This window comes from Chondromyces apiculatus DSM 436, from assembly GCF_000601485.1.
Lineage (GTDB): Bacteria > Myxococcota_A > Polyangia > Polyangiales > Polyangiaceae > Chondromyces > Chondromyces apiculatus.
Genome location: NZ_ASRX01000061.1, coordinates 1 through 21,102, shown reverse-complemented (window position 1 = coordinate 21,102; position 21,102 = coordinate 1). Strand labels below are relative to the sequence as shown.

Genomic DNA, 21,102 nt, shown 5'->3' with positions numbered 1-21,102 from the left:
GTTCCGATCAGAGGTGCAGCCCGATGACGGCCGTGATCGCGAGTGACGAGCCGTAGCTCGTGCCATCCGCGCTGAGTGCAGCCGCGCGGCTCTGCTCCGGGTCGCTCCCCGGATCTTCCTGGACTGCGGCCAGCTCGCTCGGGGAGAGCCCGGGGCGCGTCATCCCGAGCAGCTCACCGCTCACGTTCGCGCCGATCGACAGCGCGGGCAGCACGTAGACATCGAGCCCTCCGCCGACCCGCCCGTAGAACCCCCGGATGCGCACCGCGTCCTCGGCGCCCTGGATCGCGCTCGACACGTTCCCGAGTGCCGCGTACCCGAAGCCCAGATCGAAGTGCGGATCGAGCCGGCCGATGGGGATGTGCACGCCGAGTTCCCCGCCCAGGCTGAAGAGCTGCCAGTCGCTGAAGAACCCAGCCCGCGCGCGCGCGCCGAGCGTCAGCACGAACAGCCGCAGCCCGAGCCCGGCGCCGACCATCGCCCCGCTCGCCGAGCTCGCCGTGAGTCCTGCCGTCAGCTCCTCCTCGTTCACCGAGAACGTCGTGAGCCCCACGTGCTGGAAGCCGCCTTCCACGTTCAGGTAGAAGAACTCCAGCCCGCGGCCCGAGTCGTCCTTCTTGGCGTCGTCGAGGCGCTGCTCCGTGGTGCTCGGCGGCGTCACCGGCGTGAGCGGTGGCTCCTGCATGGGAGGGGGAGGCGCCAGACCGCCGGCTTGCATCGAGGGATCGTAAGGGTTCGGGGCCGCCGTCGGCGCCGGTGAGGCCTCCGGGCCCATGCCTGTACCGCCTGCAGGCGCCACGGGCTGCGCGGGCTGCGCATGGGCCTCCGACGACGCCACCACCCCGAGCAGACCGAGCGTCAACGCGCCCAGCCGGATCGAGGCACACTGCACGCGACGCTTGATCATGTCTCGTCCTCCTCCGAGCGCGAACTCTCGCCGGGGTCCACAGCCGGACCGGGGATCCGGTAGCTCCCGTCCAGCCACCTGCCGAGATCCAGGAGCTTGCACTGCGGCGAGCAGAAGGGGAACGCAGGGTTCTCCGCGGGCGGAGCGGCTGGCTTCCCGCACTGGGAGCACCTGGACGTCGAGCGCACTTCCATTCCCGTACCCTAGCGCGCGGACCCGCGTGCTGACCACGCCCGGCAACAATCCCGCGCAATCCCCTGCACTCCGGAGACGACCCGGCCATCTGGCGCGTCTCAACCAGGCGGTCTCGCCCCCGACACGGCAGCGCGGATCACCCGCAGCCGCACCTCGACCCGCTTCCCTGCCATGGGCACGAACGAGGCTTCCCCGCGCCCTTCCTGGAACTTCCACGCCAGCGCGTCGGGGGCTGCGGCTTCGCCCGTCTCGATGACCTCCGCGCCCAGCTCCAGGGTCTGCGAACCTGCCGACACCTCGCCGCCCTGCACGGCGAACACGCCGGCTCCGAGCATCGCCAGGGTCCGCTTCATCAGCCCCTCGAAGTGGGGTGCGGGCTTCGCTCCCTCCGCCTTCCAGCCCGACACCCGCCCCGCGGCGTCGATCTCCACCACGACCCGCGCCGTCCCCGCGATCCCTGCGGGCAGCGCGCGCCAGACAGGATCCGTCTGACATGCCGGCGGGATCGCCCGCGTGAACGCCCGCCCCAGGCTGCGCGTGCCGTTGACCCCCTCCGCGCCAAACTGCCCGCGATCCCCGCCCGAGTGCGCCTCGCCACCGTCGCGCCCTGCAGGCTGTCCGGCGTTCGCGCTCGACACCTTGGCAGGAGCGGGCTCGTTCTCCTGCGTCGTCCCTTGAGCCTTCTCCTGCGCGCGCACCTTGGAGCGTCGCTTCTCCCGCTCTGAGACGGCCTCTGCCGACCGAGGCGCCTCCGCGTAGGGGTCGTCCTCCGGCTTGGCCACCTCCGGCTTCGCCTTCACCTCGGCCGGCTTCACCGCTTCAGGCTTCGCCTTCGGTGTAGCCTCTTTCGGAGGTTGCGGTTGTGGCGCTGCGGTCGCTCGCGGCGCTGCTGGCTCCGGCCTGGGCGCGGGCGGGCTCGGGTCCGGCTCTGCAGGGACGGCCGGGTCTGCAGGTGCTGCAGGGGCCGGAGTGACGATCGCGGGGGCTGCCTTTGCTGGCGCCGCCTCCGTCACCTCCACCTCCACCTCGTGCACGTCGCCCGCCCCTGGCAGCGCCGCCGTGGTTCCCACCCACAGATCCGCGGGCTCGTTCGGCGGCTGCGCGTGCGCGTGGGCTCCCCCACCCGTGGCCGTGCGGAAGGCGCTGAACAGCGCCGCATGCACCAGGACCGACAGCACGAGCGCCGCCACCGAGGCCCCGGGCCTCCGCTCACCCCCGGCGGCTGACAGCACTGGTGGTTTGCGCATGGCATCGCGCATCGCGGGCATCTCCAGGTAGGCGTTGCCGGTGGTCACCGATTCTGCCAGACACCGGCCTCGCCATCCCGTTCCCGGGATCCTGACACGCCCCCCGGTCGCTGCCCATCCTTCATGAAGATCCTCGCCCTCTCCACCTCCACTCCCCGCGGCAGCGTGGCCCTTCTCGACGTCGAGCACAGCGATCACGGCAAGCACGGCGAGCGCGTCCTTGCCTCGATGAGCTACGACGACCTCCATGGCCACGCCGAGCGGATCATCTCCGCCATCGAGGAGACCCTCGCCGCGGCAGGCGCGACCCGCGCCGACATCCAGGCCCTTGCCTGTGACATCGGCCCTGGCTCCTTCACCGGCGTCCGCGTGGCCGTCGCCACCGTGAAGGGGATCGCCCTCGCCCTCGCCACCCCGGCCGTGGGCGTGATCTCGCTCGAAGCCATGGCCGCCGCGGCCTTCGCCTCGGCCGCAGCCCCGGGGGACCTCGTGGTCCCGGTCATCGACGCGAAGAAGGGCGAGCTCTTTCTCGCCGTCTACGACGCCCCGCATGCCCCCCCGCGCGTTGCACCTCGCCACCTCGCGCGCGACGAGGTCCCCGCCGCGCTCGCCGCGCTCGCAGAGGGAGCACGGGTCGTCGTCGTCGGGGTGGTCGCCGAGGAGCTGCCCGCCCTCCGGCCTCACCTCGCACAGGGCCCGGGCCTCGGCCTCCCCGACGCCTCCTGGATCGGCCGGCTCGCGGCCGAGAGGCTCGCGCGCGGGCCTTCCAGCCGCGAAGACCTCGACGCCGCCGCCATCGAGCCCCTGTACGTGCGCGCGCCCGACGCGAAGCCAGCCCAGCCGGGATATGCTCCCCCGCGATGACCTCTCGCCCCCCTGAGAACCGAGGCGACAAGGAGCCCGAACCCCAGGCCGGTGCCGCGCGCCCCAACGCTCCCCAGCCGGCAGGAAGTGCAGCTCCCGCGCCCCCGGCCCCTGCCCGACGTACCCTGGCGCCCCCCGACCTCCAGCGCTCATCCGCCGACCAGCCCGCAGCACCTGTCCCGCCGGTGGCGTCCGCGCCGCCGCCGCGTCTCCCGCCGAACCCGCTGCCGCCCCGCGTGTCGCCCACGGCGCCCTTCGGTGTGAGCGGCGCGCCTGGCGCCCCCGATCCCGAGCGCCTGCGGACCCGCTTCGGCCGCAACTTCGCCGCCGGCGAGGTCATCTTCCGCGAGGGAGATCCCGGCACCGAGTCCTTCCTCATCGAGGAGGGGCGGGTGCGCCTCATCAAACGGGTGCGCGGCGCCGAGCGGAGCCTGATGGTCCTGAAGAGCGGCGACCTGCTCGGCGAGTCCGCGCTGCTCGCGGGCGTGCCGCGCTCGTCCACCGCCATCGCGCTCTCTCCGGTGGTCGCGCTCGCCCTCGATCAGGCGACGCTGAAGAGCCTCCTCGACAACCACCCCGCGGTGGCGCTGCGCATCGTGAAGCAGCTCGTCGCCCGCCTGCGCGACGCGGAGGATCAGATCGAGAGCATGATGCTCTCCGACACCCAGTCGAAGGTCGTCAACGCGCTCCTCAAGCTCTCGCAGCAAGCGCGTGACGAGGGTGGAGGCGGCGCCATCTCGTTCTCCGTCTCGCCCATGGAGCTGTCCATCCGCGTCGGTCTCGACGTCGACACCGTGAAGCGCGCCGTGCAGCAGCTCCGCGAAGGGCAGTACCTGCGCGTCTCCGACGAGCGGCTCGAGATCCCCGACCTCGACGCGCTCCGCCGCCTCTACCACCTGCTCGGCGTGAAGGACGAGATCCGCGGCGATTCGTGAGCACCACGGTGGGGCTGCGCGGGCTCGCGACGACGTGACGTTGATAGAAACAGAGGCTCAGACAAGCTTACTTCTGCGCGGGCGCGGACGGAACAGACAGCTCAAGACGCATCGCGCAAAGCGTCATTCCAGGCAGATTCGCAGGTTGACTGAACTGTTGCCCTGGTTTACTCAGGGGGTCCCTGAGGCCGAACCCATGGCCATTCCGGCCATGACGCCACACCGCGTCGTGGTCCCGATGCTGCGGAAGCAGCAAAAGCGCGGTGGAACCGCCGAGTGACCCGATGATGAGGACCGGAGCTGCATGACGCACGAGCGAGGACCTGCACGAAAAGGGCGAGCGCGCGCGACCGCGTCCGCCCTCGTGCAGACACCGTCCTCGCGGCGGGTGTCCTCGCGGCGGTTGTCTTCGCGGCGGTCCAGCGTGACGGTCGGCGCCGCGTTCGGGTTGATGTTCGGGTTGACGCTCGGATCCGGCTGTGCAGCCGCGCAGCCCGGCGGGGTAGGAGACGAGCAACGCTCGCTCGCCGAGTACGACCTCGCCCGCGACGCCTTCCAGAACGGCCGCCTCCGCGAGGCCCTGGCGCACATCGAGAAATCGCTCGATCTCGACGAGGAGAACGCGGACGCCGCGCACCTCGGCGCGCTGGTGATGCTCATGTTCTGCGCCTCCGACGCGCGCTCCAGCGACTGCCGCTTCGACGAGGCGGAGCGCATGGCCCGCCGCGCCATCGAGATCCGCCCGGAGATGCGCGACGCCAAGAACACCCTCGGCGTCATCCTCGTGCACGAGGGTCGCTACGACGACGCGATCGGCGTCCTCAAGCCCCTCGCCGAGGACATCCTCTACGCTTCCCCCGAGAAGTCCTGGGGCAACCTCGGCTGGGCCTACCTCATGAAGGGCAACGCCGATCTCGCCATCGACGCGCTCCAGCGCGCGATCGCGGCCCAGCCCCTCTTCTGCGTGGGTCACTACCGCCTCGGCCTCGCCTACGAGAAACGGGGCGAGCTTCAGCTCGCGCGGGAGGCCTTCACGGCCGCGGTCGAGACCGAGCAGCCCGAGTGTCAGCGGATGCAGGACGCCTTCGAAGCGAGGGCCCGCGTGGTTGCACGGGAAGGCCAGCGCGACGAGGCGAGGGCCGATCTCGAGCGGTGTCGAGAGCTTGCATCCTCGACCCCGGCAGGTCAGCGTTGCGCCGCGCTCTTGCGCGCACCATGACCGGAGAGCACTTTGCCTCCCCCGGGAGGCCGTCACGGAGCTTGGAAGAACTTGAGGGGAATAAGCCAGGTGATGGAAGCACGATGATGGGTGAACTGGGATGGACTCGATCGGCCGCTACCTGAGGCGCACCCGTGAGGCCCGGGCGATGAGCGTGGAGGAAGTCTCCCGCGCCACGCGCATCCCCGTGATCTCGATCGAACGGATCGAGGCGGATCATTTCGACGATCTCCCCGGGGAGGTCTTCGTCCGCGGCTTTCTGAAGGCGTATGCGAGGGCCGTCGGGCTCGCGATGGACGACGTCCTCGCCAGGTACACCGCGAGCCGTCGCGTGGCGCTGGTGACGCCGATGCCCATCTCGGCACCCGCGCGCAGGTCCCAGGGCAAGCGCTTCGGCGTGGCCATCGCGTTCGTGCTCCTCCTCATCCTCTTCACGCTGGCGCTGAGCATCGTGCTCCGTCCCCGCGGCCACGACATGCCCCCGGAGCTCGCCTCCCGGGACGTCGCTCCCTCCGGTATCTCGCACCTGACCTGAGGGCCAAATTTTCTCCGGTCGCTCCGGCTGAACCCCATGGCCCGCCCCCTCCGCCGCAGGGCCGAGCGCCTCCGCACCTCCGCGCTGCTCCTCCGGCGCGTCCCCGTCGGCGAGGCCGACCTCATCGCCACCTTCTTCACCGAGGAGCGCGGTCTCCTCGCCGCCGTGGCCCGCGGCGCCCGTCGCTCCACCAAGCGCTTCGGGGGCCTCGAACCGATGCACCTGCTCCGGCTCGAACTCGATGAGCGCGCGGGTGCCGACCTCGCCGGGCTCGTCGAAGCCTCCATCGAACGCCCACGCCTTCACCTCACCGCCGATCTCCCGCGCCTCGACGCCGCCGGCCGCGCCTTGCGCTGGGTGCGCGACATCACCCCCGCCCACATCGCCGAGCCCGACGTCTGGCGCGAGCTGAACCGCCTCCTCGACGAACTGGACACCCCGCCCGGCGCGCCTACCTCACCCGAGCACCCCCCGCTCACCCCCGACGCCGTCCTCGTCGTCGCCGGCCTTCGCTTTCTCAACGCCTTCGGCTGGGGCCTCGATCTCGGCCGCTGCGTGCGCTGTGGCCGCACCTGTGATCCAGGCACCTCCGCCTACGCCGACCCTGCCCGCGGCGGCCTCGTGTGTCGCGCCTGCGGCGGCGGGCGCCTTCTCCTTCGCGCCGAGCTTCGCGAACGCCTCGCCGATCTCGCCAGCGGCGGCGAAGGAGCCATCGCCCCCGACGACCTCCGCACCGCCCTCGATCTCGTCGAGGGCGCCCTCACCGCCCACGCTAGCGGCGGCGCCGGCACCTGAGAACATCGCCTCGACTCAGGCCGCGCTCAGGCGGCGCGTTGTCCCCAGTAGCGCGTCACTGCGCGCGGGAACGTCCCCGTCCCCTCGACCTCCACGAACGGCCGCCCTGGCGCGCCTCGCGGGAACGAGAAGCTCCCCGTGTTCGCGTAGCGCTCTCCCAGCGCCTCCTTGTGGGTGTGACCGAACACCACGAGCCGCGCCCCGGTCGCCTCGGCGACTCCCGCCGCGCTCGTCGCCAGCCGCTCCGTCACCGTCCCCGCGTAGCGGTTGTGACCCGCTGCCCAGCTCACCGCCATCGCCATCGCCCCGCCTGCGAGCGCTGCCGCGCCCACCCCCCGCTTGCCGAGCGCCATCGCCGTCGCGCCTGCGCCGAGGGACAGCGTCGCCAGCACCCGATCGAAGTACAGCCGCGAGAACGTCCGCGCCACGCTCTCCATCGTGGGCGTCGCCGACAGCCCGAGCAGCGCGTCTGCGACCTCGCGCCCCACGCCTGCCGCCTCTGCGAACCGCGCCACGCGCGCGTCGGCCCCCTCTGCCTCACCTCGGTCCTGGTAGAACGGCCCGCTCTGCAGCACCGCCCCGATTGCCGCGTGGAAGTAACGGTAGATCACGTACGGCGCGCGTGGCCCGTACCAGGTGAACGCCGACAGGAATAGCTTGAGCGGCGTCTGATCGTTGGCCTGCAAGTACCGGTGCGCGCCCGTCGGGGCGATGAACTCCTCGACGAAGTGCACCCCGAGACTCCGCTGCCCCGACACCAGCGGGTGCGCTGGCGCATTGTCGGGGTCGTAGAGATGACCGTGCTCGATGTGCAGCCCGCCCTCCCGGAAGAACCAGGGCGTCGTCCGCACCCGCCCCTGCGCCTCCCGCGAGAGCCCCAGCGCGCTGGACAGCTCCCCCCCGAACCCATCGTCCCCCACCTCCGCGTCGTGGTTGCCGCCCACGAGCCACAGCTCCCCCCCGCGATCCACGTGCTCCGCGAGCGCCGCCCGCACCACCGCGTGCACACCCAGCGCCTCGCGGAGCGCCTTGGGCCGAGGCATCCCGGGCGCCTCCGACGACAGATCGAACAGGTCGCCCGCGAACACCACCCGCGCCCCGGCGTGGTCTGCGAGGAGCCGCGCCAGATCCTGGCTCACCTCGGGTGGTGTCCCCCTCACCAGGTGAAGATCGGCCAGCACCACCGTACGACGGTCTCCGGACACCGCTTGCGCCATGCACGACCACTGTGTCCCGAGACCCCACCCTGGCGCAACGGCGCCCGCGCCCCCGAGCCGTGCTCATGCATGCCGCTCCTCGACCTTGCGCTCTGGACCCTGGGCCGACCCTGCGCCCCTGCGCCCCTGCGTACGCCGCTTCCCGCGCGTGTCGCTGCGCGTGTCCGCCTGGGATACCATGCCGCCCGAGCCCGCTGCCCGGCGGACACCGCTCGGGAGGATCGTCGCCCTGGTGGCGCCAGCGCGTCCGCGCTTGCATCCTTCGTTCACCCCAGCGCTCATGCACCGCACCGCGCGCCCTGCCAGACCCATGCGACCTCTCCACCCTTCCCGCCGCTCCCTCGCCCACCGCGCCGCGCACTTCACGCCCCTCGTCGCCGCCCTCTGCCTCGGCGCCGTGACGGCCGGGACCGTGGGGATCGCGGGCACCGCGCACGCACAGCAGCCAGCACCGGCTGGCCGCGCGCCCACGGCCCCAGCGCCTGCTGCCAGCGCGGCGACAGGTGCGGCGGCAGGCGCTGCAGCAGATCGGGTGCGCTCCCTCATCGACCGCGGCGACTACGCCGACGCCGAGAAGGAACTCGCGCCCCTCCTCCGCGCCGGCACCGCCCGCTCCGACGCCCTGCTCTTCAAGGCCGAGATCGAGCTGCGCACCGGCCGCTACGACGAGGCCCAGAAGACCGCCACCGAGGCCTCCGGCATCAGCCTCGACGTCAAGACCTCCGCGGCCCCGCTCCGCGCCGAGGCCCTCGCCAGCGTCGGCAAGCTCGCCGACGCCATCAACGCCGTGCGCGAGGTCGAGCGCGAGGACAAGGCCCAGCGCGCGCGCCTCGTCCTCGGCGAGCTGCTCATCCGCGCCGGCCGCCGCGGCGAGGCCCGCGCCCCGCTGATGACCCTCATCGAGGACTACAACAACGACAAGATCGTCTCGAGCGACCCCGTCGGCCTGAGCATGGTCGGCCACGCCGCGCACCTCCTCCGCAGCCCGCGCGACGCCAACGACGCCTTCAACCAGGCCGAGAAGGTGGGCGGCAAGAAGCTCGTCCAGCTCCTGCTCTGGCGCGCCGACCTGTTCCTCGACAAGTACGACCCTGGCCACGCCGGCGAGGTCGTGAAGGAGGCCCTCAAGATCTCCCCCCGCGACCCGCGCGTCCGGGTCATGGCCGCCCGCGTCAAGCTCGACAACGCCATGGATTTCGGCGGCGCCCTCAGCGAGATCACCCAGGCCCTGGAGGTGAACCCGAACCTCGCCGAGGCCCAGGTGGTCAAGGCGGGCCTGCACCTGCGCGACCTGGAGATCGAGCTCGCCGACGCCGCCACCGACCGCGGCCTCAAGGTCGACCCCACGAACCTCGACCTGCTCTCGATGAAGGCCGCGATCCGCTTCCTCGCCGACGACCAGCCCGGCTTCGAGGCCGCGCGCAAGAAGGTCTTCGGCCTGAACCCCGACTACTCCGAGTTCTACCGCATCGTCGCCGAGTACGCGGAGTGGGAGCACCGCTACGACGACATCGTGCGGATGATGCAGGACGCGGTGAAGATCGACCGCTCCGACGCCAAGGCCTACGCGAGCCTCGGCTTGAACCTCATCCGCGGCGGCGACGAGAAGAACGGCGTCGAAGCCCTGGAGCGCGCCTGGGACAAGGACCGCTTCAACGTCCGCGTCTTCAACACCCTGAACCTCTACGAGAAGGACATCGCCACCTCGTACGTCACCGTGCAGGGCCAGCGCTTCTCCCTGCGCTACCACAAGAACGAGAAGGCCATCCTGGAGCGCTACGTCCCCCGCATGCTGGAGGAGGCGTGGTCCTCGATGGTGCAGCGCTACGGCTTCACCCCCAAGGTGCCCGTCGCCATCGAGCTGTACGCCGACAGCGAGCACTTCAGCGTGCGCACCAGCGGCCTCCCCAACGTGGGCATCCAGGGCGTGTGCTTCGGCCAGACCCTCGCCGCGATGAGCCCCGCCGCCGCCGAGTTCAACTGGGGCAACGTGATCTGGCACGAGCTCGGCCACGTCTTCGCCATCCAGTACTCGAAGAACCACGTCCCCCGCTGGTTCACCGAGGGCCTCAGCGAGTACGAGACCATCGTGCGCCGCCCCGAGTGGCAGCGCGAGGAGGACCCCGCCCTCTACGCCGCCTTCAAGGCCGGCCGCGTCCCCGCGGTGAACTCCTTCAACCGCGCCTTCACCCACGTCGACGACGTCTCCGACGTGACCATGGCCTACTTCGCCGCGAGCCAGATCGTGGTGTTCATGGTCGAGGAGTTCGGCTTCCCCAAGGTCGCCGCGTTGCTCCCTCGCTGGGGCAACGGTGAGCGCACCCCCGAGGTGATCCAGAACGGCCTCGGCATCTCCGCGACCGAGCTGGATCGCCGCTTCCGTGCCTGGCTCAAGCCCCGCCTCTCCCGCTACGAGAAGCAGTACGTCCCCGACCTGCACGCGCCCCCCCTCGACGACGCCCGCAAGGCCGTCCTCAAGGCCCCGCGCGACGCGAAGAAGCACGTGCAGCTCGCCCTCTCCCTCTACGCCGATGGGCAAGATCAGGAGGGCGACGCCGTCCTCGCCGAGGCCCTCCGCATCGATCCCAAGCAGCCCGATGCCCACTACATGAAGCTGCGCCTCGCCTTCGGCCAGAAGAAGCTCGACGAGGCCGACCGCATCATCACCAAGATGATCGCCGACGGCCACGACGGCTACGCCCTCCGCATGAAGGCCGCCGACCTCGCCGAGGTGAAGAAGGACCGGGTGAAGATGAAGGCCCACCTCGAAGCCGCGAACCGCTTCGACCCCTCCCAGTCCGAGCCCCTCCAGGCCCTCTACGATCTCGCCCACAAGGCCAAGGAGACCGCCGGCGAGCTCTCCGCCCTGCGCCGCCTCTCCCTCGTCGACCAGCACGACCGCCGCGTGTGGCGCCAGCTTCTGCGCCTCCTCGTCGAGCAAGGCCAGTGGGAAGAGGCCCGCCGCGTCGGCGAGAGCGCGCTCTTCGTCGACGTCGCCAGCTCCGAGACCCACCGCCTCTACGCCCGCGCCCTCGCCCGCACCGGCCACCATCTGTCCGCCATCTACGAGCTGAACAGCGCCCTCATCGCCCACCCCAAGCCCGCCGAAGCCGTGGAGATCTACGGCGAGCTGGCCAAGGCCTACGAGAAGCTGAAGCGCGACGACCTGGTGAAGCAGGCCCTCGCCCACCAGCAGGAGATCCAGAAGAGCGGCGGCACCAGCCCGAGGCCGAAGCTCCTGCCGGAGTGAGGGCGAGAGGCGGGGTGACGCCGGGGTGAGGCCCAGCAGCGCCAGGTGAGGTGCTGGGCTACTGGAGCGCTTCGGCGGCGCTCGTGGCCGTCACGGCGCGGTCGAACCAGCGCTCCAGCGTGGAGAGATCCTCGCAGCCTTCGACGAGGCTCTCCTCCGCCGCGCTGAGCCCGAGGCCGCGTCGGTTGAGCAGACGGCGCAGCCCGGAGCGAGCCTCCGTGAGGCGACCTGTCTGGATGCCTTCGTCCACGATCTCCTGCTTCAGCTCGGCATCGGCCTTGAGCACCGACTGGACGATCTGCCGCCGGCGCGCGATCCGCTCCGGATCGTCGGTCGGCGGGAAGGCGTCGAGGATCTCCTGGCTGATGGCGGTCGACATCGGAAGGAGTTCTAGCATCTGGTACACCCATGGCAGCGGGCGTCGTGCCGCCGCCCAGCGAACGAAGTCGTCGAGGGACTTGCCCGACCTGGCGAGCAGGAAAGGCAGCAACTCATCCTGGAGAGGCAAGGCGTTGGCCTCGATCCAGAGGAGCGGAAAGTGGGCGGGGCCTGCCCGGAAGCAACCGGGTCCCAGGGGATCGAGCACGTAGTCGTCCCGCAGCGACATCGGCACGTGCGGCGCCACCACCCAGAGCGGCTGCTGCCGTGGTCGCGGTGCGTCCTGCTCTGCGGCGGCCTCCACGCGCTGCACCTGCCGCGCCTGCCGCCGGAGCAACGCGCGCTCCACGGCCACGGCGTCGAGGTGATCGCGTGCCATCTTCAGCTCCACGAGCGTCTCGTCGCTGGCGAGCGCTGCGGGCCAGGGTTGCGGCAGGTGGGTGAGCGCTTCGGCGTGACGCACCACGAGCAACCCATCTGCCTGCAGCGGTCCGAGGCGGGTCTCCGGCGGGTCCTGCCACGCAGCGCCACCGTGCGTGAGGCGCTCTGTCTCCTTGGCGAACGTCTGCTTGGCGAACTGCTCGGCGCGTCCCACGAGGACCTGCGTAGCAAAGCGGATCGCGCTGCACCAGCATGTCGGCAGCACGTGAGATGCGCGAGAACATGCTTACGGAGCAGCCCTCCGAGTCATTTTGAAATGTGCGGTGGTGACGTGTTTGTGACGCCCTGAGCTGCCTGCTGAAGCTGCTTGCAGATCGCCCTGGCGATCAGCGGGGCCCTCTCGTCCAACTCCGTCAGGCTGCTCGGAGCCCCGGAGGGGTGCCGCGTGTAGTCGCCGCGTCTCATCTTCATGTCGAAGACATCGGAGAGGAGCCAGCCCACGGCGTCGCCATACCGGACCCAGGGAAGCTCGTCGAGCACGTCGCCGCGGCGAGCAGCCGTGCGTGCGGAGTGCGTGCACGCGTCGGCGCGGGAGGTCGTTGCGCTTCTCCGGGCCATGGCGGCGGCGGTCGCGGCGGATCTGGATCGCTCGGAGGAGGACATCGCCTTCTTCGAGGCGGAGAGCGTGAAGCTCGCGCCGCTCTCGACGCAGCTCAGGACGGTGCACCTGGCGATCGAGGATCACGAGCTGGGGCCTGCGGAGGTGGCGCAGGGCCAGGTGGAGATGGGGGACGAGGTGCTCGATCGCGGGGTGCGCGCGGCGAACACGCGGACGAAGCTCGGGCTGCAAGGGAAGAGCGGGCTCGGTGCGAACCACGCCTTCGGATCGCGCGTGGACGAGCTGGTGAAGATGCCGCTCGCGGCGGAGCCAGGCGCGGTGCTGGAGGCGGTGAAGCGGCTGAACGAGGTGCCCGGGTTCGACGACAAGGTGGCGATCCAGGGGGACCTGACGCGCAGGGCGGAGCAGCAGAAGCAGTTCCTGAAGGACCGTGAGACAGGGCAGAAGACACTGCTGCAGAGGAAGAGCGAGGCGACGCGGCTGGTGGTGGAGTCGGCGCTGGCGCTGGCGCTGGCGAGCTTGCGCCAACGCTGGAGCCGCGGTTCCCGCGGCAGCGCGACTACGTGAAGCGGTTCTTCCTCGATGTGCGCCCGAAGCGGTCGAAGCCGGAGGAAGAGGGCGAGACCGAGGAGGGCTGAGCGTCGGCGGGCGCGAGGCCGGGCGGTGACGGCGCTGCGTCGACTCGCGGCGCCGTCGTCGCACGCTGAGCGTCGGTCGGTGTGAGGCTGGGCGGCGATGGCGCGACGTTGGTCGGCGTCGTCGCTGCCTTCGGCTTTCTCGGAGGTGGGTCAGCCGGCGGGGGGATCGTCGCCTTCGCCCTTGTCGGCGTTGCGGATGCCGAGGGCGCGGCACTTCTTGTAGAGGTGGCTGCGCTCGATGCCGAGGGCGCGGGCGGTGCCGGCCATCTGGCCGCCGTAGTGCGCGAGGGCCTCCTCGATGAGGATGCGGTCGGCTTCCTCGGAGAGCACGCGGTAAGGGACGCCGGGGCGGAAGAGGCTGATCTTGGAGCCGGTGACGGGGGTGCCGAGGCAGGTGCGGACGTCGTCGGCGTCGATGGTGTCGTCGGGGGTGAGGATGACGAGGCGCTCGATGACGTTGCGCAGCTCGCGCACGTTGCCGGGGTAGCTGTAGCCGGCGAGGACGGTGAGGCCGGCGTCGCTGAGCTTCATGCCAGGGCGGTCGTTGGCCTCGGTCGCGAGGGCGAGGAAGTGGCGGGCGAGGAGGGGGATGTCCTCGCGGCGGGCGCGGAGCGGGGGGAGGGCGAGGGGGAGGACGTTGAGGCGGTCGTAGAGGTCGGGGCGGAACTGGCCGGCCTGGCAGGCGGCAGTGAGGTCGCGGTTCGTGGCGGCGACGACGCGGACGTCGACCTTGAGGGTCTCGCTGCCGCCGACGCGCTCGATCTCGCGCTCCTGCAGGACGCGGAGGAGCTTGGCCTGCATGGAGAGGGGCATGTCGCCGACCTCGTCGAGGAAGAGGGTGCCGCCGCTCGCGCGCTCGAACTTGCCGCGGCGCTGCTTGGTGGCGCCGGTGAAGGCGCCGGCTTCGTGGCCGAACAGCTCGCTCTCGATCAGCTCACTGGGGACGGCGGCACAGTTCATCTTTTCGAGCGGGCCCTTGGCGCGCTTCGAGGCGAGGTGGATGGCGCGGGCGACCAGTTCCTTGCCGGTGCCGCGCTCGCCGGTGACGAGGACGGTAGCGGTGGCCTTGGCGGCGCGGGCGATCTGATCGCGGAGGTCGAGCATGGCGCGGCTGTCGCCGATGAGCTCTCCGATCTTGCCGGTCTGCGCGCGCAAGATCTTGGCTTCGGCCTCGGCGCGGACGAGGCGGAGGGCGTTGTCGAGGACGAGCAGGAGGCGGTCGGTGGAGATGGGCTTTTCGAGGAAGTCGAGGGCGCCGAGGCGGGTGGCGCGCACGGCGGCATCGATGGTGGCGTGTCCGCTCATGACGATGACGGGGAGGTCGGAGCCGGAGGCGCGGAGGCGCTTGAGGAGATCGACGCCGTCGCCGTCGGGGAGGGCGACGTCGAAGAGGGCGATGTCGTAGCTGCGCTTCTGGAGCTTGTCGTCCGCGATGGCGATGCCTCCAGCGACGTCGACGGTGTAGCCTTCCAGGGTCAACGCCTTCTGCAAGGTGGTGAGGATCGAGCGTTCGTCATCGAGCACGAGGACATGGCCGCGGGGCATGGAGAGCACGGTAAACCAGGACCATGCCGGCCGCAGCCAGGGGTGAGGGTACGCCGAGGTGGCAGGCGAGGTGACCGGCGCGGGAAAGCCGGTGTTGGGTTGCCGGGCTGTGATAGCGTGAGCGACGATCATGCCTTTGTCGGGCGCTGTGACCGCCGCCGGGAAGCTCGAGGGGACGCCGATGGCGCATCTGCTCGTGTACGCGGCGGACCGGCAGCTCACCGGGGCGATGTCGCTCACGGAGCCGGGGGGCGCCGAGCACGTGATCCAGTTCGTGCGCGGGGCGGCGGTGAAGGTGCGGCCGGGGGACGACTACGCGCTGTTCGGGCAGCTCCTCGTCGAGGATGGGCTGGTGCCGGCGGACATCGTGGAGGCGGCGCTGGCGACGCGGGGGCTCATCGGGGACGTGCTGCTCCTGTCGGGGTGCGTGGACTCGGTGACGCTGGAGTGGGTGGCAGAGGTCCAGTTCGTCAAGCGGATGGTGCGGCTGTTCGCGCTGCCTCCAGAGACGGAGTACAGCTACTTCGATCGGCAGGCGGCGCTGGAGGAGTGGGGCGGGGAGCCCGCGAGCGTGGCGCCGCTGGCGCTCCTGTGGGCGGGGCTGCGGGAGCACGGCAGATGCTCGACGCAGCGCGAGGCAATGCTGGAGCGGATCGCGGCCTTGCCGCTCAAGGTGCACTCGGCGCTGGATCCAGGGACGTTCGGGTTCGGGGGGCAGGAGCTTTCGGTGCTCGGGGCCTTGCGGGTGGAGGCGCCGACGCTGGAGGCGCTGCTCGCTTCGAGGGTGGCGCCGGAGGAGACGATCCGGAGCCTGGTGTATGCGCTGGCGATCACGCGGTACATCGATCTGGGGACCGGGGCCACGCCGCTGGGGGTGAGGCCGTCGGTGCATCCGGTGAGCTCGACGTCGCAGCGGCTCGGGCGGATGCAGCTCCGGCCGACGCTGCACCGGGTGGGCGCGGCGGCGCCGGATCCCTCGGGAGATGGTGAGCGGGCGCCGATCTCGGGGCGGGCCAAGGGGCGGGACCGGCGGTCGGATCCGGAGCTGATGGACGACGAGCAGTCCGGCGTGAGCGGGCCTCCTTCGTCGTCGCTGCGGTCGCTGCAGCCGGTGAGCGAGGGTCGGCTGTCGCCTGCATCGAAGCGCTGAGCGGGCCTGGTGGGCGAGAGCGAGAGCGAGAGCCGCGTCGAGGCGCGGAGGTTGCCAGGGCGGGTGCACCTGCCTTCGGGGCGGGTGGTGCGGCTGTCGGACGCGGTGGCGCGGGCCCGGGCTGCGGAGGTCGCGGCGGATGGGGAGGCGCGGGGCGAGGCGCCGTGGCTGCGGGATCTGCGGGTGCTCGGCGGGGCGGAGGTGGTGACGGACGACGCGGGGGCGGCGGTCGCGGTCGGGGAGATGCGGCTCGACGATGCGCACGTGCTGCGCGCGCTGCTCGCGTGGGCGGGCGTGGTGCCGGAGGAGGCGGGGGAGTTCACGTGCGGGAACTGCGGGGAGGCGTTCGCGGTGGCGCCTTCGCCGCTCCTGGAGGTGGGGCCGTTCACGGACGGTGAGCTTCACGATCCGGAGCTGGATCGGCCGTTCGATGTCAGGGCGTGGCACGCGCTGCCGGCGCTGCGCGTAAGAGGGCGGGTGTGCCGGCGGGTGCGGTTCGCGGAGCGGACGGTGGACGAGGCGATGGCGCTGCTCGTGGCGGCGGGGAAGCGGTCGTTGCGGATCACGCCGGCCGTGGCGGCGGCGATGGGGGTGACGGGGCTCGGGAATGAGCGGCGTGCAGTGGCGATCGCGGATGCGCTGGCGGAGGCGCCGGAGGGGGCGTGGGCGGCGGTGGTGGAGCTGTACATGGAGGCGCGGTACCCGGCGAGGCTGGTGGGGGTGCAGCGGTGCGCGGGGTGCGGTGCGCGGAACGATCTGGACGTGCCGCTGGAGCGGGAGCTGTCGCGGGGTGAGGTGGAGGAGGCGTGGGGGCGCCGGACGGTGCGCGGGAGGGCGCGGAGGCGGGAGGCGGCGTTCCCGGATCTGGATGCGTTCGAGGAGGAGGTGCGGGGGGCGGCGGAGCGGGTGTACCGGTCGCGGGGCGTGCGGAACGTCGATCTGTTCGTGGATGCAGGGGTGCCGCTCTGCGACGACGGGGGGGAGCCGCTCCTCGGGTGCTACACGCCGGGAGGGGTGGACCCGGAGCTGGGGATCGCGCGGGCGCCGGAGGTGCGGGTGTTCTACCGATCATTCGAGGCGGCGTTCCGCGAGGATCCAGGGTTCGACGTGCGGGGGGAGATCGAGGAGACGCTCGATCACGAGGTGACGCACCACCTGCACTTCCTGTCGGGGGTGGATCCGCTGGACGAGGAGGAGCGGGGGGCGATCGCGACGGAGGAGGTGCGGCGGGTGGGCGTCGCCGAGTCTGCGCGGCGGGCGCGGCGGGGGGCACTCGCAGACGTGCTGGGGTTTCTGCGGGTGACGTGGCCGCTGTGGGTGATCGCGGCGGCAGCGGCGGTGCTGGGGCGCTGCCAGGGTCCTTGACCCGACCCCGTGGCGCGACAATAACGCGGGCGATGCGCACGCTGTGGTCGCGGTGGGGGAGATCGGCGGCTCTCGGGCTGGATCTCGTGGTGCTCGCAGTGCTCGCGGCGGGGGCGACAGTGGCGGTGAGCCGCTCCGTGCAGGCCGATACGCGGGGAGATGCGGTGGTGGCGCGGGTGGGGGCCGAGGCGGTGACGGTGGGGGACGTGGAGCGTCGGATGGGGCAACTCGCGCCCTTCCAGCTCCGGGCCTACGGTCAGACGCCGGAGGAGATCCGGACGCGCTTCGTGGACGAGGTGGTGGTGCGTGATCTGCTCTTCGCCCAGGGGGCGGAGGCTTCGGCGATGGAGAAGATGCCGGAGGTGCAGGAGCGGATGAGGGCGCTGCTGCGGGGCGCGCTGCTCGCGCGGCTGCGGGCCGAGGTGGCGAAGGAGTCGCCGGTCACGGACGACGAGGTACGGGTGTACTACGAGCGCAACCGGGAGAAGTTCAACGCGCCCTCGCGGGTGGCGCTGTGGCGGATCCTGGTGGGGACGCGGGAGGAGGCGGAGGGGATCCTGGCAGAGCTGAAGAAGGTGCCGCCGACGCCGCAGATCTGGAACGATCTCGCGCGCGAGAAGTCGCTCGACAAGTCGACAAGCCTGCGCGGGGGAAACCTCGGGGCGGTGCTGCCTGACGGGTCGACGGCAGACCCGGAGATCAGGGTGGATCCAGCGCTGCTCGCGGCGGCGTCGCAGGTGAAGGACGGTGAGCTGGTGCCGGAGCCCGTGGCCGAGGGAGGGCGGTGGGCCGTGGTGTGGCGCCGGCAAGGGATGAAGGCGGTGACGCGGCCCCTGGAGCAAGAGGCGACGGGGATCCGGCAGGTGCTGGCGCATCAGAAGGCTGACGCGCGGGTGAAGCAGCTCCTGGAGGGGCTCCGGAAGGAGCACGTGAAGAACTTCAATCCAGAGGCGGTGGCGCTGCTGGAGGTGTCAGGGGCAGGGGAGCTGCAGCCCGCGCGACGTCCGGGGGCGCTGCCGTCGAGCCGGAAGCCACTCGCACCCTCGCCGAAGGATCAGCAGCACCAGCATTAATTCCCGCGGCAGGGGCTCGCGCCCCCGCCCCCCGCCGAGCAAAGCTCGTCGGGCCCCCACTCCGCGATCCACCCGCGATCTCCGGAGCGTTCTGCCGCTTCGGGCCTGACGCCCGTCGCCTCAGGAAGCGGACCTTGTCCCGGCCGTGTGGTTGAGGCCGCGTTCGGAGGCTGCGCTCGCTCAGTTCGGAGGTTGCGCGCGCTCAAAGGAAGAGGATGAGCGCGGTGATGATGCCGAAGCCCGAGAGCAGGGTGAGGGCGGCGGCGGCGATGCTGCTGGTGCGGCGGGCGCGGGCGACAGCGGCGGGAGGGAGGCCGTGGATGCCCTGCAGGAAGGCGACCGCCGAGGTGCCAGGAGCGCGGGCAGCAGTGGCGAGGAGGTCGCCCATGCCTTTCTTCCCCTGGCTGAAGAGCAAGGTGAGGGCGCCGAGGGGGCCGGTCATGAGGTCCCAGCCGCAGGCGTAGAGGCCGAAGCGGAGGGCGCGGCGGCGGGCAGGGCGGGCGCCCTGGCGGCGGGCTCCGAGGTCGAGGGCTGCGCCATGGGCCGCGTGGGCGATGACCATCCAGGTGACCAGGGCGGGGACGCCGAGGGCGAGCCAGCGGAAGGCGCTGGCGCGGGCGGCAGGGTTGCGGGTGAGTTCGAGGGTGAGGCCAGGGAGGGCGATGGCGCCCAGGGGGAGGAGGGCGGTGAGCATGGCGAGGACGGCCAGGGCTTCCGCGAGGAAGGCGAAGCGGAGGGCAGGGGCGAGGGCGCCGTCGGGGAGGGCGGCGAAGAAGGTGCTGGCGCCGAGGGTGGTGGCCTTGGAGGTGGCCCACAGGCGGGTCCAGGTGCCGGTGTCGCGGCGCTCCCAGGGGATGACGGCGACGATGCCCGAGCCTTCTTCGGTGGCCGGGAGGCAGCCGGCGCAGTCGGGCTGGCCACAGGTGGCGCAGAGGACGGCGGCGGGGACGTCGAAGGGTTCGTCGTCGCGGAGGGGCTGGCGACGGTCGATGGCTGGCTTGTTGCCCATGGCGCACCTTCGACGCGGGCCGGGGTGGCCAGCAGGGGAAGGTTACGCTGTGCGGGGGGTGGTGTCGACCGGAGGGGGGAGGCGGCCGCCGAAGCGGACAGAGGCGGCGAGGGTGGCGATGGCGAGGGCGGCGGTGGCGTAGAGGCCGGCGCCCCAGGTGAAGCGGACGGGGCGCAGGGTGGTGGTGGGGGGGGTGAAGCCGACGCGGAGGACGACGGTGAGGAGGGCGGTGGTGGCGAGGAGGGCGATGGCGAGGCGGGCGCCGCGCATGCGGTGGATGGATCGCCGGGTGAGGACGAGTGGGATCATCACGAAGAAGGCGATGGGGGGGGCCCACATCCAGAAGAGGCGGCGGGCGAGATCGAAGCCGCTGAGGTCGCGAAGCTCAGGCGCAGTTTCGTGAACCCAGGGCACGAAGAAGGCGATGAGGCCGAGGAGGGCGAGGATGAGGAGGAGGGCGCGGCCACGCCCGGGATAGGTCCAGGGGAGCGTCTGGTGGTGCGGGGGCTCGGGGAGATCGGGATCGAGGTGCTGGGCGTCGTGGGAGGGGGGAAGGCGAGAGAGGTCGGCGAGGGGAAGGTCGCACTCGGGGCAGGTGCTGACTTCGCCAGGTTTGAAGAGCTGGCGGCAGAAGGGGCACGCTTCGAGCACGGGGGGAGTTTAGCGGCTCTTGCGATCTCCCGCCGCTTGGCCCATCGTCGGCGCTGGATGTCGAAGCGGGAGCTGCTCTCTGGCGACGCGGTCGCGGCCTTCCTCGGGGTCTCCCCCGGGTGGGCGCGTGCGGGAGAGGCGCTCGAGCGGATCTACTCGTTTGCGGATTACAGCGCGGCCGTGGGGTTCGTGATGCGCGTGGCGCTGGCAGCAGAGCGGCGTGATCACCATCCAGACATGCTGCTGAGCTGGGGGAAGGTGCGGGTGTCGTGGTCCACGCATGATGCGGGTGGGATCACGGGGCTCGATGCGGAGATGGCCACGCTCTGCGATCGGCTGCACGTCGGTTGAAGGGAGGGGAGCGACGCGTGGACGGTTCGGCGCTGCCAGGGGAGCTCGGGCAGTTGCCGGAGCTGGCGGGGGAGCTGCCGCACCTGGAAGAGGCGCTCACGCACGCGAGCTTCGCGAACGAGCAGCGAGGAGCGCGGCGGCTGGACAACCAGCGGCTGGAGTTCCTGGGTGATGCGGTGCTGGGGCTGTGCGTGACGGAGATCCTGATGGACAGGTTCCCGGAGGCACGCGAGGGGGAGCTGTCGTTGATGCGGGCGGCGCTGGTGAACACCGATGCACTGGCCGCGTGGGCGCGGGCGGTGGATCTGGGGGCGGCGCTGCGGCTGGGGCGGGGAGCCGATGTGGCCGGAGAGCGGGATCAGACGAACGTGCTCGCAGACGCGACGGAGGCGCTGGTGGCCGCGGTGTACCTGGATCGGGGGCTGGACGTGGCGCGGGCGTTGAGCCGGCGGATCACGTCGGGGCCGATCGGGAAGCTGCAGGGGGGAGGGCGGATCGGGAGGGATCCGAAGAGCCAGCTCCAGGAGCGGATCCAGGCGCGCGGGGGGCCGTCGCCGCGGTACCGGATCGTGGGGATGGAGGGGCCAGACCACGAGCGGATGTTCACGGCGGTGGCAGAGGCGGATGGGGAGATGCTGGGGCAGGGGAGCGGGCGCTCGAAGAAGCTGGCGGAGCAGGCGGCGGCACGGGCAGCGCTGGAAGGGCTGGGGCTTTCGCCGGGGGGTGATGAAGGGGGAGAGGGTGCCCGGGGGATGGAGACGGGTGGGGGAGGGATGGA

Annotated in this window: 21 protein-coding genes; 12 read left to right on the top strand and 9 right to left on the bottom strand. The window is 71.6% G+C overall.

Annotated features, from left to right (window positions below; genetic code table 11):
• Positions 1-7: 7 nt before the first annotated feature.
• The 3 genes from CAP_RS31400 to CAP_RS52755 all read right to left on the bottom strand — a co-directional run bounded on the left by CAP_RS31400 (position 8) and on the right by CAP_RS52755 (position 2,397).
• Entirely contained in the window at positions 8-907 is a 900-nt protein-coding gene (locus CAP_RS31400) for a hypothetical protein (protein WP_156041313.1), read from the bottom strand.
• Positions 904-1,101, bottom strand: coding sequence for a DNA gyrase inhibitor YacG (locus CAP_RS55875; protein ID WP_044247595.1), 198 nt, complete (start codon positions 1,099-1,101; stop codon positions 904-906). Before CAP_RS55875 ends, CAP_RS31400 begins: the two co-directional genes overlap by 4 nt.
• Before the next feature lie 99 nt (positions 1,102-1,200).
• Positions 1,201-2,397 carry a hypothetical protein gene (locus tag CAP_RS52755; protein WP_044247593.1) on the bottom strand — a complete coding sequence of 399 codons (1,197 nt, stop codon included), beginning with the start codon at positions 2,395-2,397 and terminating at the stop codon, positions 1,201-1,203.
• Between the two features lie 75 nt (positions 2,398-2,472).
• Here CAP_RS52755 and tsaB point away from each other — a divergent pair, with 75 nt between their 5' ends.
• The 5 genes from tsaB to recO all read left to right on the top strand — a co-directional run bounded on the left by tsaB (position 2,473) and on the right by recO (position 6,697).
• Complete coding sequence (gene tsaB / locus CAP_RS31385) at positions 2,473-3,213, top strand: tRNA (adenosine(37)-N6)-threonylcarbamoyltransferase complex dimerization subunit type 1 TsaB (protein ID WP_044247591.1); 741 nt, start codon at positions 2,473-2,475, stop codon at positions 3,211-3,213.
• Complete coding sequence (locus tag CAP_RS31380) at positions 3,210-4,148, top strand: Crp/Fnr family transcriptional regulator (protein WP_081865461.1); 939 nt, start codon at positions 3,210-3,212, stop codon at positions 4,146-4,148. Before tsaB ends, CAP_RS31380 begins: the two co-directional genes overlap by 4 nt.
• Positions 4,149-4,572: 424 nt before the next feature.
• The gene (locus tag CAP_RS31375; RefSeq protein WP_044247588.1) at positions 4,573-5,367 is read left to right on the top strand and encodes a tetratricopeptide repeat protein; all 795 of its coding nucleotides are present in this window, start codon (positions 4,573-4,575) and stop codon (positions 5,365-5,367) included.
• Between the two features lie 100 nt (positions 5,368-5,467).
• Positions 5,468-5,902, top strand: coding sequence for a helix-turn-helix domain-containing protein (locus CAP_RS31370; RefSeq protein ID WP_044247585.1), 435 nt, complete (start codon positions 5,468-5,470; stop codon positions 5,900-5,902).
• Between the two features lie 36 nt (positions 5,903-5,938).
• Complete coding sequence (gene recO / locus CAP_RS31365) at positions 5,939-6,697, top strand: DNA repair protein RecO (RefSeq protein ID WP_044247583.1); 759 nt, start codon at positions 5,939-5,941, stop codon at positions 6,695-6,697.
• 26 nt (positions 6,698-6,723) lie between these two features.
• Here the strand turns inward: recO and CAP_RS31360 are convergent, their stop codons facing one another.
• Positions 6,724-7,902, bottom strand: coding sequence for a metallophosphoesterase (locus CAP_RS31360; RefSeq protein WP_231511786.1), 1,179 nt, complete (start codon positions 7,900-7,902; stop codon positions 6,724-6,726).
• Between the two features lie 322 nt (positions 7,903-8,224).
• On the opposite strand from CAP_RS31360, the gene CAP_RS31350 reads away from it, so the two are divergent.
• A complete protein-coding gene (locus tag CAP_RS31350) occupies positions 8,225-11,164 on the top strand; it encodes a tetratricopeptide repeat protein (RefSeq protein WP_156041312.1) in 2,940 nt (979 codons plus the stop codon).
• Positions 11,165-11,222: 58 nt separating this feature from the next.
• Here the strand turns inward: CAP_RS31350 and CAP_RS31345 are convergent, their stop codons facing one another.
• Both CAP_RS31345 and CAP_RS52750 read right to left on the bottom strand, forming a co-directional pair.
• Positions 11,223-12,137, bottom strand: a complete 915-nt coding sequence (locus tag CAP_RS31345; RefSeq protein ID WP_044247576.1) for a hypothetical protein — start codon at positions 12,135-12,137, stop codon at positions 11,223-11,225.
• A 92-nt stretch (positions 12,138-12,229) separates the two neighbouring features.
• Positions 12,230-12,463 carry a hypothetical protein gene (locus CAP_RS52750; RefSeq protein ID WP_044247573.1) on the bottom strand — a complete coding sequence of 78 codons (234 nt, stop codon included), beginning with the start codon at positions 12,461-12,463 and terminating at the stop codon, positions 12,230-12,232.
• A 76-nt stretch (positions 12,464-12,539) separates the two neighbouring features.
• Between CAP_RS52750 and CAP_RS31335 the strand changes: the two genes are divergently transcribed.
• Positions 12,540-13,109, top strand: coding sequence for a hypothetical protein (locus tag CAP_RS31335; protein WP_197041440.1), 570 nt, complete (start codon positions 12,540-12,542; stop codon positions 13,107-13,109).
• Positions 13,110-13,330: 221 nt separating this feature from the next.
• Here CAP_RS31335 and CAP_RS31330 read toward each other — a convergent pair whose 3' ends face one another.
• Positions 13,331-14,725, bottom strand: coding sequence for a sigma-54-dependent transcriptional regulator (locus tag CAP_RS31330; protein ID WP_044247703.1), 1,395 nt, complete (start codon positions 14,723-14,725; stop codon positions 13,331-13,333).
• Positions 14,726-14,906: 181 nt separating this feature from the next.
• Here CAP_RS31330 and CAP_RS55250 point away from each other — a divergent pair, with 181 nt between their 5' ends.
• Genes CAP_RS55250 through CAP_RS31315 form a run of 3 tightly spaced genes read left to right on the top strand, consistent with a single transcriptional unit; the run spans position 14,907 to position 18,313 of the window.
• Positions 14,907-15,875 carry a hypothetical protein gene (locus CAP_RS55250; RefSeq protein ID WP_197041439.1) on the top strand — a complete coding sequence of 323 codons (969 nt, stop codon included), beginning with the start codon at positions 14,907-14,909 and terminating at the stop codon, positions 15,873-15,875.
• A gap of 9 nt (positions 15,876-15,884) precedes the next feature.
• Positions 15,885-17,240, top strand: a complete 1,356-nt coding sequence (locus CAP_RS55245) for a metallopeptidase family protein (protein ID WP_044247568.1) — start codon at positions 15,885-15,887, stop codon at positions 17,238-17,240.
• Positions 17,241-17,272: 32 nt separating this feature from the next.
• On the top strand, positions 17,273-18,313 hold the full coding sequence (locus tag CAP_RS31315; protein WP_081865458.1) for a peptidyl-prolyl cis-trans isomerase: 1,041 nt from the start codon (positions 17,273-17,275) through the stop codon (positions 18,311-18,313).
• 202 nt (positions 18,314-18,515) lie between these two features.
• On the opposite strand, the gene CAP_RS31310 is transcribed toward CAP_RS31315, so the two are convergent.
• Positions 18,516-19,322 carry a hypothetical protein gene (locus CAP_RS31310; protein ID WP_044247567.1) on the bottom strand — a complete coding sequence of 269 codons (807 nt, stop codon included), beginning with the start codon at positions 19,320-19,322 and terminating at the stop codon, positions 18,516-18,518.
• Positions 19,323-19,364: 42 nt separating this feature from the next.
• Complete coding sequence (locus CAP_RS31305; RefSeq protein WP_044247564.1) at positions 19,365-19,973, bottom strand: hypothetical protein; 609 nt, start codon at positions 19,971-19,973, stop codon at positions 19,365-19,367.
• Between the two features lie 57 nt (positions 19,974-20,030).
• Here CAP_RS31305 and CAP_RS31300 point away from each other — a divergent pair, with 57 nt between their 5' ends.
• Together CAP_RS31300 and rnc are read left to right on the top strand one after the other, a co-directional pair.
• Entirely contained in the window at positions 20,031-20,324 is a 294-nt protein-coding gene (locus CAP_RS31300; protein WP_044247561.1) for a 4a-hydroxytetrahydrobiopterin dehydratase, read from the top strand.
• A 17-nt stretch (positions 20,325-20,341) separates the two neighbouring features.
• A partial coding sequence (rnc, locus tag CAP_RS31295) for a ribonuclease III (RefSeq protein ID WP_231511785.1) occupies positions 20,342-21,102 on the top strand: 761 nt, incomplete at its 3' end.